10 protein-coding genes and 1 pseudogene are annotated in these 12,966 nt (G+C 54.0%); 7 read left to right on the top strand and 4 right to left on the bottom strand.

The features are described from left to right. The 5 genes from AKL28_RS22160 to AKL28_RS22140 all read left to right on the top strand — a co-directional run. A partial coding sequence (locus AKL28_RS22160) for an efflux RND transporter periplasmic adaptor subunit (RefSeq protein WP_331456578.1) occupies positions 1-1,507 on the top strand: 1,507 nt, incomplete at its 5' end. A 29-nt stretch (positions 1,508-1,536) separates the two neighbouring features. After that, positions 1,537-4,740, top strand: coding sequence for a CusA/CzcA family heavy metal efflux RND transporter (locus tag AKL28_RS22155; protein ID WP_050470474.1), 3,204 nt, complete (start codon positions 1,537-1,539; stop codon positions 4,738-4,740). Between the two features lie 9 nt (positions 4,741-4,749). After that, on the top strand, positions 4,750-5,688 hold the full coding sequence (locus AKL28_RS22150) for a cation diffusion facilitator family transporter (RefSeq protein WP_050470473.1): 939 nt from the start codon (positions 4,750-4,752) through the stop codon (positions 5,686-5,688). Continuing rightward, positions 5,672-6,193: a DUF2846 domain-containing protein gene (locus AKL28_RS22145; protein WP_050470472.1), complete on the top strand. Its 522-nt coding sequence runs from the start codon at positions 5,672-5,674 to the stop codon at positions 6,191-6,193. The genes AKL28_RS22150 and AKL28_RS22145 overlap by 17 nt, the downstream gene beginning before the upstream one ends. A 161-nt stretch (positions 6,194-6,354) precedes the next feature. Continuing rightward, entirely contained in the window at positions 6,355-6,687 is a 333-nt protein-coding gene (locus AKL28_RS22140) for a CzcE family metal-binding protein (protein ID WP_050470471.1), read from the top strand. A gap of 28 nt (positions 6,688-6,715) precedes the next feature. Here AKL28_RS22140 and AKL28_RS22135 read toward each other — a convergent pair whose 3' ends face one another. Beyond that, complete coding sequence (locus tag AKL28_RS22135; RefSeq protein WP_050470470.1) at positions 6,716-8,077, bottom strand: HAMP domain-containing sensor histidine kinase; 1,362 nt, start codon at positions 8,075-8,077, stop codon at positions 6,716-6,718. Next, on the bottom strand, positions 8,070-8,747 hold the full coding sequence (locus tag AKL28_RS22130; protein WP_050470477.1) for a response regulator transcription factor: 678 nt from the start codon (positions 8,745-8,747) through the stop codon (positions 8,070-8,072). The genes AKL28_RS22135 and AKL28_RS22130 overlap by 8 nt, the downstream gene beginning before the upstream one ends. Positions 8,748-8,868: 121 nt before the next feature. Here AKL28_RS22130 and AKL28_RS24685 point away from each other — a divergent pair, with 121 nt between their 5' ends. Beyond that, positions 8,869-9,075, top strand: coding sequence for a hypothetical protein (locus tag AKL28_RS24685; RefSeq protein ID WP_139347284.1), 207 nt, complete (start codon positions 8,869-8,871; stop codon positions 9,073-9,075). Here AKL28_RS24685 and AKL28_RS22120 read toward each other — a convergent pair. Further along, positions 9,072-10,235: a porin gene (locus AKL28_RS22120; RefSeq protein ID WP_050470468.1), complete on the bottom strand. Its 1,164-nt coding sequence runs from the start codon at positions 10,233-10,235 to the stop codon at positions 9,072-9,074. The two genes, AKL28_RS24685 and AKL28_RS22120, sit on opposite strands and share 4 nt — an antisense overlap. A 302-nt stretch (positions 10,236-10,537) precedes the next feature. After that, positions 10,538-12,112 carry a tetratricopeptide repeat protein gene (locus AKL28_RS22115; protein ID WP_077238418.1) on the bottom strand — a complete coding sequence of 525 codons (1,575 nt, stop codon included), beginning with the start codon at positions 12,110-12,112 and terminating at the stop codon, positions 10,538-10,540. Between the two features lie 598 nt (positions 12,113-12,710). Here AKL28_RS22115 and AKL28_RS22110 point away from each other — a divergent pair. Beyond that, positions 12,711-12,966 (top strand): annotated as a pseudogene (locus AKL28_RS22110) (mechanosensitive ion channel family protein); the annotation flags it as partial.

Here is a 12,966-nt window from a genome sequence, read left to right as displayed (position 1 = left end):
GTTGTCCGGCGTAACCCTGATGAAGGGGGGCAGCTCGGGCGGGGGCGGAGAAAAATCGTCTGCGCACCAAGAAGAAGGTGGCCATAAGGACAATGAGCACCACGGCGAAGACAAAAGTAGCGAGCATAAGGACTCCGCCGAGCATGGTGATGGCGAGCACCACAGCGCCGCACCCAGCAAGGGGCCGCATGGAGGCTCGCTCTTTAAGGTAGGCGCTTCATCCTTCGAAGTATTGCTGTCTGAGAGCGATGGCGCCCTGGTGGTCTATCCCTATCAATCTGATACACCACTTTCCCCTACTGTCGTGAAGTTGGCGGCAACGCTGACCCGACCAGGAAAGACGGCTGAGAAGTTGGAGTTCCAGGTAGAGAAGGACTCTCTGAAGGCGACTACGCCGGTCGAAGAGCCGCATCTGTTTGACATCAAGTTCGACGCATCGACCCCCGCTGGCTCGCACCAGTTCACCCTTTCCAAAGAGGAGGGGAAGATCGAGTTGAACAAGGAGCAGATGGCATCGGCTGGCATTCAGGTAAAGACGGCCGGCGCGATGAAGATGAACAGCAGTTTGCAGCTGCCGGGTGAAATCCGATTCAACGAAGATCGCACCGCCCACGTCGTCCCCCAAGTCGCCGGTATCGTGGAATCCGTTTCTGCGAACCTCGGCCAGAAGGTGAAAAAGGGGCAGGTACTGGCTGTAGTCATCAGTAGCGCTATTTCGGAACAGCGCTCGGAGTTGTTGAACGCTGAGCAGCGCCTCGCCCTGGCAAAGACCGCTTATCAGCGAGAAAAGGGCCTGTGGGAGCAGAAGATCTCTGCTGAACAAGACTATCTGCAAGCACAGACAACGCTGCACGAAGCAGAAGTCGCAGTGCGCAACGCGCAGCAAAAACTTCGTGCTATCGGAGCTTCGCCTTCTTCGGGTGGTTTGAATCGCTACGAAATTCGTGCGCCCTTCGATGGCACGGTGGTCGAAAAGCACCTGGGTCTTGGTGAAGCGGTACGAGAAGACGCAAATGCGTTCTTGATTTCTGACCTCTCCAGCGTGTGGGCAGAGATCATCGTTACGCCCAAGGACATGCAGATCGTGCGTGTAGGCGAAAAGGTCGTTGTACGCGCCACCGCCTTTGACTCGAGCGCCAGCGGGAAGATCTCTTACGTTGGATCCCTGATCGGTGAGCAAAGCCGAACCGCGAAAGCTCATGTCGTTCTGCCCAACAAAGATGACAGCTGGCGTCCAGGTCTGTTCGTGAACGTTGAAGTCGTTTCGGACGAAGGCCAAGTGCCGGTGGCCGTGGCTGCTGATGCAATCCAGACCGTCGATGAAAAGAGCGTCGTGTTCGTGCGCATGCCAGGTGGATTCGCAGCGCAGGAGGTCACGCTCGGCCGCTCCAATGGGAAGTTCGTGGAGATCAAGTCCGGTCTGGACGCAGGTGTCGAATATGCCGCTACCGGAAGCTTCGCCATTAAGGCTGAGTTGGGTAAGGGCACCGCAGAACACGGCCATTAAATCTGGCGTTTTCGAGAAAGACGACAATCATGTTTGAACGAATTATTCGCTTCGCCATCGAGCATCGATGGCTGGTCCTGCTCGCGGTGCTCGGGATGGGCGCATATGGTGTGTACAGCTATCAGAAGCTGCCCATCGATGCGGTACCGGATATCACTAATGTGCAGGTGCAGATCAACACGGCCGCACCAGGCTATTCTCCATTGGAGACCGAGCAGCGTATTAGCTATCCGATCGAGACAGTAATGTCCGGCCTGCCCAATCTGGAGCAGGTCCGATCCATGTCGCGCTACGGCCTGTCTCAGGTTATCGTGGTGTTCAAGGACGGCACCGACATCTACTTTGCCCGCCAGCTCGTTAATGAACGCATTCAGCAGGCAAGAAGCCAGCTTCCGTCAGGGATCGACCCTGGAATGGGGCCTATTTCGACGGGTCTTGGCGAAATCTACCTGTGGACGGTCGAGGCCAAGGACGACGCGCGAAAGGCGGACGGAACGCCCTATACGGCCACGGACCTGCGAGAGATCCAAGATTGGGTCATCAAGCCCCAATTGCGCTTGGTTCCGGGCGTCACCGAAATCAACACCATCGGTGGCTATGCCAAGGAATACCTGATCGCTCCTTCGGCTGAGAAGCTGGCGTCCTATGGCTTGACAATGGATAGCATCGTCAAGGCTGTAGAGAAGAATAACAACAACGTCGGTGCCGGCTATATTGAGCGCCGCGGCGAGCAATACCTGATTCGTGCGCCAGGGCAGGTGGGCTCTATCGAGGACATCAGCAACATCATCCTCTCCAACGTGAAAGGTATCCCCATCCGTGTGCGCGATGTCGCCAACGTAGACATCGGTAAGGAGTTGCGTACGGGTGCTGCGACCGAGAACGGTCGTGAGGTGGTGCTGGGTACGGTCTTCATGCTGATCGGCGAGAACAGCCGTAAGGTTTCGCAAGCGGTCGACAAGAAGATGCAGGAAATCAACCGTACGCTGCCCCAAGGCGTTGAAGCTGTCACAGTCTACGATCGTACCGTTCTGGTCGACAAGGCGATTGCAACGGTGAAGAAGAACCTGGTCGAAGGTGCACTCCTGGTGGTGGCGGTGCTGTTTGTCTTCCTGGGGAACATCCGGGCGGCGATCATCACGGCAACCGTGATTCCGTTGGCCATGCTCTTTACCTTCACCGGTATGGTGTCCAATAAGGTGAGCGCAAACTTGCTCAGCTTAGGCGCACTCGACTTCGGCATCATCATTGACGGCGCCGTCGTGATCGTGGAGAACTGCGTCCGGCGACTGGCTCATGCACAGGAACACCACGGTCGCACATTGACTCGCAGCGAACGATTCCATGAAGTTTTCGCTGCGGCCAAGGAAGCTCGCCGGCCGCTGCTGTTCGGCCAGATCATTATTATGATCGTCTACCTGCCGATGTTTGCTCTGACCGGCGTCGAAGGAAAGATGTTTACGCCGATGGCATTTACGGTCGTTGCAGCCCTGATCGGCGCAATGATTCTGTCGGTGACCTTCATTCCTGCAGCTATCGCTCTGTTCATCGGCGAAAAGGTCGCTGAAAAAGAGAACTTCATCATGGTGGGGGCGAAGCGGCTGTACGAGCCGATGCTGAAGGTCATCATGGAGAACAAGGCAGTGGTTCTGACCTTTGCCGCTGCACTGATCGTCGTTTGCGGCGTGGTGGCTACCCGTCTGGGGTCAGAGTTCGTGCCTAGCCTGAATGAAGGTGATATCGCCATTCAGGCACTCCGTATTCCTGGCACCAGTCTGACGCAGTCCATCGAAATGCAAAAGACGATCGAGAAGACGCTGAAGAAGAAATTCCCGGAGGTAGAGCGAGTCTTTGCTCGTTCTGGTACGGCAGAAGTTGCGTCCGATCCGATGCCGCCTAACATTTCTGATGGCTACATCATGCTGAAGCCCGAGGCTCAGTGGCCTGAGCCGAAGCGAACGCACGCGGAGCTGTTGACTGCTATCCAGGAAGAAGTTTCGAAGATTCCAGGCAATAACTACGAGTTCTCGCAGCCAATTCAGTTGCGCTTCAATGAGCTGATCTCGGGTGTTCGAAGCGACGTGGCGGTGAAGATCTTCGGCGACGACATGAACGTGCTCAACGAGACCGCTGGCAAGATTTCGGCTGTCTTAGAGAAGATTCCAGGCGCCACCGAGGTGAAGATCGAGCAAACGACCGGCTTGCCGATGTTGACCGTCAACATCGATCGCCAGAAGACCGCGCGTTATGGTCTGAATGTCTCCGACATTCAGGACACGATTGCCACGGCCATTGGCGGTAAGGAAGCCGGAACCCTGTTCCAGGGCGACCGTCGATTCGGTATTGTCGTCCGTCTGCCTGATAACTCTCGGACGGACCTGGAAGCCATCCGCCGGTTGCCAATAGCGTTGCCGCTGCAGGACGGAAACACCAGGACCAGCTATGTTCCGTTGGGTGAGGTTGCTGCGCTGGACATCGCCCCGGGGCCGAACCAGATTAGCCGAGAGGATGGTAAGCGCCGTATTGTGGTTAGCGCCAACGTCCGTGGCCGAGATCTGGGTGGCTTCGTTGCAGATGCAGAGCGCCAGCTGCAGGCCCAAGTCAAGATCCCCACTGGCTATTGGACCACCTGGGGCGGGCAGTTTGAGAACTTGCAGTCTGCTACGCAGCGTCTTCAGATCGTGATTCCGGTGGCCTTGTTGATGGTCTTCGTGCTGCTGTTTGTCATGTTCAACAACGCTAAGGACGGTATGTTGGTGTTCACGGGTATCCCATTCGCGCTCACCGGGGGCATTCTTGCTCTGGCGCTGCGCGATATTCCGATGTCGATTTCGGCAGCAGTTGGTTTCATCGCGTTGTCAGGGGTGGCGGTGCTGAACGGTTTGGTGATGATTTCCTTCATTCGTAGTTTGCGTGAAGAAGGTCGGTCGCTGGATCAGGCCATTCATGAAGGGGCGATGACGCGTCTTCGTCCAGTTCTGATGACCGCGCTGGTTGCGTCGCTGGGCTTTGTTCCGATGGCACTGGCTACTGGAACGGGCGCAGAAGTACAACGTCCGCTGGCGACTGTTGTTATCGGCGGCATTCTGTCTTCGACCGCGTTGACGCTGCTGGTGTTGCCGCTGCTGTATAAGTTGGCACATAACAAGGACGAAGATGAGGCACCGGCAGAAACCGGAACACGTCGACCGTTCTGGAAGTTCTGGGTAAAACGTTCTTCTACCGCAAACTAAGAGGAAAAAATGGGACAAGGACATTCGCACGTTCCTCCGCAAGGAGGTAATGAAAGGGCGCTGAAGATCGCACTGGCCCTGACGTCGACGTTTCTGATTGCAGAGGCCGTTGCGGGTGTTCTTACCCAAAGCCTTGCGTTGATCTCCGACGCTGCACACATGCTTACAGACAGTGCAGCGTTGGCGATCGCTCTATTCGCAATCCGGATCGGCAAGCGACCGGCAGATGCGAAGCGCACTTTTGGTTATGCACGTTACGAGATCCTGGCCGCGCTTTTCAATGCGGTTATGCTCTTCGCAGTGGCAATCTACATCCTGGTCGAGGCATACAAGAGATTTACGTCACCTCCAGAGATTCAGTCGGGGGCTATGCTTGTAGTGGCCGTTCTGGGGCTGATTATTAATTTGATCAGCATGCGCATGTTGACGTCGCGAAAAGATGAAAGCCTGAACGTTAAAGGGGCGTATCTGGAAGTATGGAGCGACATGCTGGGATCGGTGGGCGTCATCGCAGGTGCGCTGATCATCCGATTCACCGGTTGGGATTGGGTAGATACCGTCATCGCCGTAGCGATCGGTCTGTGGGTGCTGCCGCGTACATGGACGTTGCTGAAAGAGAGTATCAACGTTTTGCTGGAGGCAACACCTGCACACGTGAATCCCGACGAAATCCAGGAAGCAATCCTGGGAGTTGAAGGAGCTCAATCAATTCACGATCTTCACATCTGGTCCATCTCGAACGACAAGGTGAGTTTGACTGCTCACGTTGTCTACGACCCCCGCACATACAACATCGAAGTACTCGGAAAGATCCGTAAGTTGTTAGCTGAAAAATTCGACATTCATCACGTCACCATTCAATTGGAAGACCTGCCATGCGAGCAGGCGGCTGAACAGCACACCTTTTCTCCGATCGGTAAGGAGGACGAAAATGATCATCAACACTAGCCGTTGGCTCAAACTATCATTGATAGCCACATTAGCAACTTTGATTTCTGCTTGTGCGACCCCCGCACGTGACACCGTGCCGTGTACGATACAGCAGCAGCACGCGCGTTGTGTCGCGGTTCCGGTGCATGACGATGAGCATGAAGATGAGGCCAAGGCGCTGACGCCGGCGCCGGAGGGATTCGGCTATCTCTACATAACGAGGCCATATGCGCAGCAGCGTAGCGTCAAGGCTAAGTTGTTTGTGAATGATGTATTTCTTGCGGAGCTTGGGCCGAAGAGCTTTGCTCGCATCAAGATTCGGCAAGGGGTGTACCGGATCAGGATCACCGCCGAAAAAACCGAAGACGTCTTTATTTCGGTAGGAATGAAGAAGGAGACGTTCTTGGAATATCAAATTGCAGAGCACTTCTTTTCGACGGAACCCAGTATCAAGCTGGTTAGCAAGGAGCGAGCGAAAGAAAGCATGCAACCACTTGATATGGTGGTTTCACGGAACGACTGAAATCGCGAGGAGTTAAAGAGGGAGGACGCATTAATGCGTCCTTTTTTTTTGGATCCAAAATTATTACGCAATCGTAATAATTTAGTTCGATTTTGGTAATTGGTGCCTCTCTACAATGAACTCATCGTCAAAACGATATTTCACCCCAAAGGAGGTTCACCATGAAGTTCAATTTTTCCAAGGCCGCAATTGCCGCAACCCTGCTGATGTCCTTCGCCGGCGCCAATGCCATCGCTCAAGTCGCAGACCCGTTTGGCACTCCCGCCAATAGCGCGATGCCGGAGCGCGAAATCGCCATGAGCAATTCGACCAAGTACGTCAACGTCGCTCAGGGCGAAGTCGTGAAGTTCGTCTCGCACGGCAAGAGCTTCACCTGGAAGTTCGATACCTTCGGCATGCAGCCGTTCTCGTTCTCGAAGATCGCCCCGCAAGGCTTTGACGGAGCCAACGCAACCGTCTACCTGGGCACCAACCCGCTGTACCGCGGCCATTGATCGGGGGGCTTGCCGATATTGGCAAAGACTATTCTGATACCGCTGCAGTGCGCAGTATCAGGACGGCCCGTAGTCCAGGATGGTTGTTCGAGAGTTCCAAGGAACCACCATGTAGTCTAGCGACAGACGCCACCAGGCTGAGGCCCAAGCCGACGCCTGGTGTTGATCTGCTAGCATCGCCGCGATAGAAGCGTTGCTGCACTTTGGGCAATTCAGTATCAGGAATGCCGGGACCATTGTCGCTCACACGTACCAATAGGCGGCCGTCGTCGAGCTGTACACAGCTCAGTGTTACCTTCCCGCCGATCGGGATAAATTTCAGAGCGTTATCGATCAGATTGGCCACGGCTTGTGCCAACAGCAAAGCATCGCCTTTTATGTGCAGTGGGCCAGAGGGGCGATGATCAATAATCTTTCCGGTGGACTCTGCCAGTGGCCGGTAAAATTCGCAGACATCCGCAACGACCGCCGCTGCATTCATGGTGGAGAAGCCCGCTCTTCTAGCACCAGTGTCGATTTCGACTAGCCGCAGTAGGGCATTAAAAATTGAGATGACGCGGTCGACGTCTTCGATAGCCCCTTCAATTTCCTCGGAGTTTTTTTCCTGTCGAGCAAGATCTTCCAAGCGGGAACGTAGTTCTGCCAATGGTGTTCGTAGATCATGGGCAATCGAGTTAGATGCGTTGATGACCCCCTTCATCAGTTGCTCAATCTGATCCAACATGAGATTCGCGGTCTTAGCCAGGCTTGCCAATTCGCTTTCGCCGCCATGATGTGGCAAGCGGTGCGTGAAATCTCCCTGCACGATGGCCGTAGCAGCCTGATCGATGTCTTTGACCTTGGCAAGAAGGCTACGTCGAATCGCAACGCCGCCTACTATTCCGAGAAGAATAATGATGGTCCCGGAAGCCGCAAGGCCGCCGATGAACATATTTTCGAGTAACCGGTATCTGTTAATGTCGTGAGCGACCAGCAGATGAAATCGGCCATTCAGGATGAGATGTCTGGCAAGGATCCGGGTATTGCTGCCATTGATGTCGACGACAAACCTCCCGCTGGAGGCGACCGTACTGATTTCAGTTGGCCAGGAGGGAAGATTGCCCGCCAGGCGCTGCATGTTCTGGTCGGTCAGCAGAACAATGTCTTCGGAGCCGCCGGGGATCGCCCCAACCCGGGAATCGATCCGCTTGCTCAACGCATCAACTCCTTCTTCGTCATACACGCGCTGCAATCTCTCGCTGTCAGCGTGCAGGATATGGCGCCAGTCCTGCTCGACAAATTCCTGCCATGCATACCAAAGTGGTGTGGCAAAGGCAGCAAGCGCCAAGAGGCTGAATACGACGTAGCAGCTGGCGACAGTTCGAGCGGAGAACTTAAAGAGCCTATTCATCGGTAAGCATGTAGCCGGCGTTTCGAATAGTCTTGAGCATGGGCGGCAGTGAGTCGATATCTAGTTTCTGCCGTAACTTGCTGATGTGCACGTCGACCACGTTGGTCTGCGGATCAAAATCGTAATCCCAGACATTCTCTAAGAGCATCGTGCGTGTGACCACTTTGTTCGCATGACGCATCAGATACTCGAGAAGGTGAAATTCCCGCGGTTGAAGCAATATTGCCTTTCCGTCCCGGTAGACCTTGTGCTTCATGATGTCCATGTGCAAGTTACCGACCACGAGATACGTTCTCTCGGTCAGCTCCCTGGATCTCCGGATGATAGCTTCCACACGGGCCAATAGTTCACCAAACGAGAACGGCTTGATCAGGTAATCGTCTCCGCCACTCTGCAGTCCTTTAATCCGATCATCGACCTCTGCCATGGCGCTGAGAATCAAGATCGGAACGTTATTGCCCGTTTTTCGAAGAGCTTCAATGATACTCAGTCCGTCGATGCCTCCCGGAAGCATGCGGTCCATGATGATGGCTTCGTAAGGTGTGCTTGCGGCAAGCAGCATCCCGTCACGACCGTTGTCGGCGTGATGGACCTCGTATCCTGACTCAGAGAGTCCTTTTTTTAGGAATAGCGCTACGCGCTCGTTGTCTTCGACGATCAGCAGTTTTATCGCCGTCATGTTTCTAACGCAGAAAATTAACCCAGTCTTTGAGAGTGCAGCGGACGCATTTCTATGCAGACCAGACGAATCCAGAAACGCTGCAAGACTGGTGAGATTTGTTGAGGGGGGCATGGAAAAAAGGGAGATTGAATCTCTACTTTTCTATCCAATGCGTAGCTGGAAAACTGTACCACGCCATCAAAAATTAGCCGATGACTCCGCGGAAATATTTGAAAATAATTTGATGGAAAAGAAAAAAGGCTTGCGTGGGCAAGCCTTTCTTTTACCGATCCAACATCGCGACCAACCCGCGATGTCGGTGGTGAGTATTGCTTAGAACTTGTGACGAACGCCCACAGCCACCAGAGTCTGGCTGGCATCAGCGCCGCCGGTAGCAGCATTGCCGGTCGCATCGCCATACACGCCGCTGTTGGCCATGTCCGAAGCACGGATGTTAGCCAGGAACGCGTACAGGTCGGTGCGCTTGGACAGCCAGTAGTCGGTGCCCAGGCTGATTTGAGTCAGCTTGCCCTTGGAGGACGAGTTGAAGTCAGCACGGGTGTGAGTGACGGCGCCCAGCAGCTTCAGATTCGGGGTCAGGGAGTAGGCGGTACCGACTTCATAGATGTCGGCCTTGTTCGCGGAACCCAGGGTCTTGGACGGCAGAGCGGTCGGGCTGGCGGTGTTCAGATCTTGCTTCACGCGGTTGTAGTTTGCATACACGCGGGCCGGGCCGAATTGATAGCTGGCTGCAACGTTCAGCACCTTAGCTGCGCTGTTGCCGGAGTTGTTGACGTCGCCAGCGTTGGTTGTGCCGATCAGCAGCGAAGTGTCGGCCGGGGTTGCGCCTTGCTTCGATTGGAAGTAGTTGATACCCAGACCCAGCGGGCCATTGTCGTACTTGCCGCCGATGCCGAATGCTTGGCCAGCCGAAGTGCGGCCAGCCTGTTCGCCGAAGCCGTAGAACAGGTTGCCGGTGAAGCCGCCCATGTTGTTGGTGGTGTAGCTCACGGAGTTGTTGCTACGGGTACCTTCCAGGCGGTCCAGGTTATGGCCAACGGAGCCGGTCATGAAGCCGAAGTCGGCAACAGAGGTCAGGTAAGAGATGGAGTCAGCGAAGTCGGTTTGACGACCCAGCAGGACGGTACCGAAGCCGCCGGCCAGACCGACGACGGACTTACGACGGAACAGAGTGTTGGTAGTCTTGGAGTCATCCAGGGCGCCGGTGTCGTTCTTGAAGCCGGTTTCCAGATTGAAGACGGCGCTCAGACCGCCACCCAGATCTTCAACACCCTTGAAGCCGATACGCGAACCTTGAATCACCGCGGAGTTCACGCCGAACTTGCTGCCGGTGCCGTTAGCAGTGCCGTTGACAGCCTTGCTGGTGTACACGACGCCAGTATCGATAATGCCGTAGATGGTAACGGAGGAGGTTTGCGCCTGAGCAGCGCCGGCGAACGCGCCGAGCACAGCCAGTGCGAGCAACGATTTCTTCATGTGTCTTCCTTCTAAAATGGTCTTGAGAATCCGCACGTTTGACGGATGTTTGAACATTACGTGTTCCTCTTTTCTACCAACAGCGCGTTTGTAAATATAAAAAAAAGTCTGGTTTTGGTCGGGCGATTGATTCTGGATTTGTTGTATTTCTTCATCTGTCGAATTTGCTTCGGAGTTTCATAGGGTGGCTCGCCATATGAATGTGGCAGCAGCGCTATCCGAAAAAAAGCCGGCAACAACATGCGTTGGTGCCGGCCAAAAAAGAAACCACCCAAATCAAAACCGAGCGGAATCAGGGAGAGTTACACTAGGTCCGCGATGATGTTCCTCAATCGATATTGACGCTGGCGATAATTACCTTCTGGACCATCGAAGCTTGAATTTACGTCGGCAAACAGGCGTGAAATTAAGTCCAATGTCACGCGTTGTTCGGCATTTTCGATCAAGATCAGGCGCCTTTTGCTGCGAGCATGGAGTTTGCTAATGTCGACTTCGATGCAATGGCCCCAGTCTGCGTGGCGCACATCTACGAGCACGGCCTCGGATTTGGAAAGCTTAAAAGCAGCGGCCAGATCAATTCTGGCTGAGAGGAATGGATGAGACTTCCTTAATTTAGTCGTCAGCGATTTAGCGATTTCAACGGCCCATGTTTCGGAACTGTTTTTTGCAGAAAATCTTGAGGCGGCTATCAAGGCTTCGTGATGACCTTGATCGGCCGCTTTTTTCCACCAAGAGAGTGCGTGGATGTCATGCATCGGACCATCGCGTCGAGTACGCCAGAGATACTGACCGTAGTCGAATTGAGCCTGTGCAAATCCCATCTCGGCACTGCGGTTTAAATATTGGCGAGATAGAGAGAGATTGCGTTGGAAGTACTCTGCCTTGGCGTAAATCATTGAGAGCCCGTGCCATGCTTCGGCAACATCTCCCTTACCGGCAGCATTGAGCCAAGGGACCGCGGCTAAATAGTTCGCCTGCCCGTGTGCGGGGAATATCCGTTGACAACCGTGGTCGAGGCGCGCGTGGAGCATCCCAAGTCGGTATTGCGCTTCATGATTATTTGAAAGAGCAGCAAGCTCCAACAGTCTTCTGGCATATGAGAGATCGGATACTTTGCGCTCCAACAAGAGCTGAGATTGCCTCAGGAGTAAGGTAACCTCATTTTCGGATAGCGAAAGTAATGCGCACTGGGGAGAGGGATCGCGAAGATAGCGAAGCTGCGCCTCATGATCCTTAAGTAGGCACTTGATCATCGGCGCGGCGTTCTCGGAAAAACCGACGTAGTCACCTGCCTTCCAGTACTTCTCCAGTAACGAGTATTGGGCTTCTGTCACGCCGGCTAGCGCTGCTTGCCTGGTCCAATGTTCTTTGGCTTCTTTCAACGGCGGCGCCAGATGAATTTGATCGCCGGCGCCATGGTGCTGGTCATCTTCGAGTTGCGCAAGATGCTTGGCGAGAAGCCATTGGGCCTCATGATTATTTCGCTCAGCTAGCTGCTTCAGTACGTTGACCGCCTTGTCTTTGGCCTTATGACCAAAATGACTGGAATTCTCAAGTACTAAACGTGAGAACACTATGCCAGCTTCGAGTACGCCGGAATCGAATGCGCGTTCATACCATGCCACCGCCTCATAGGGGCGCGACATTGTGCTGCGCACTAGATCATATGGAACGGCGCGACCTATCATCGTCCAGGCCTCGGTCAGGCCTTGTCTGGCCGCTCGTTCCAACCAGTAGAATGCAGTTTCAGTACTCTGCGGAAGGCTGCCGTTGCCCAAGTAGTAGCGGGTTCCTATGGCCAACTGTGCGTCGGCAACACCAGTTCGAGCGGCTTTAAGAATGGCAAGGTCGTCGCGGGCCGCCATTTTATCGACCACCCACGGGATCGTCGTTTGGGCGAGAAAGTGTTTGCGGCGATGACATCATGCTGCTCCGTGTATGTTCATAGGGAACGTGCTCGGAGAACTAGATTTGCACCTTGCGATGATGAATCTTTGCGTAGAAAATCATCAACCTGGCAGTCACAAATCGACGATCAGGAGCACCGATTTTTCAACGGATGTTAGCCAGCGATGGTGATCTGCGAATGCCTTTGGAAGATTAAATGTTGTTAATGTAAATGGCCGGAAAGCCGCTATAAATATAGGTTTTATCGAAGATTTCCCTCTATGAAATTAAGCTTGGAAGCAGATTGAGTCTGACTTGATGGTGATTTCAGTGAATTTTTTTTGAAGATTAACGATCCTTAATAATTGGGCGATGAAGAGGCCGATTTTGAGTCGTAAAGTCAGCACGTAATGAGGCACATCTGCCACAGCTGGTTCTGCTTCAGAATGACTAGGTTGGAGAAAAATTTGTAATTTTTAGTCGTATTGGCCTATGCTCCCGCGTTCGAAATTTCGAGAAATTACGAGGCGGCGGATGCAGCGGAATCTACCGGCCGGAAAGTGGCCTGTCAGGTCTTAGAGGAGTTGAATGAACAAGTTTTTGCAGTCGATACACGACAATCTGCCCCAGTGGATGGCTGATTGGTTTGATGTTTTGGTGCCGGCCGCGGAAGTGGCCTTGATCATGATCGGCGCCTTAGCCATCATGAGAATTGCAAAGCTGCTGATCGGTCGGGTAGGTCGTACATACGGCCTACCCGGGAAGGCCGCAGCTCTTACGCAAAGGGTTCTTGGATTCTTTGTCTATGGAGGCGCCATTCTCTGGGCATTGGAGCGCCTGGGGG

The sequence above is a fragment of the Herbaspirillum chlorophenolicum genome (genome assembly GCF_001189955.1).
Classification (GTDB): domain Bacteria; phylum Pseudomonadota; class Gammaproteobacteria; order Burkholderiales; family Burkholderiaceae_D; genus Herbaspirillum; species Herbaspirillum chlorophenolicum.
Note: the sequence above shows the minus strand (reverse complement) of the source record. Positions and strands in the feature narration are given on the sequence as shown.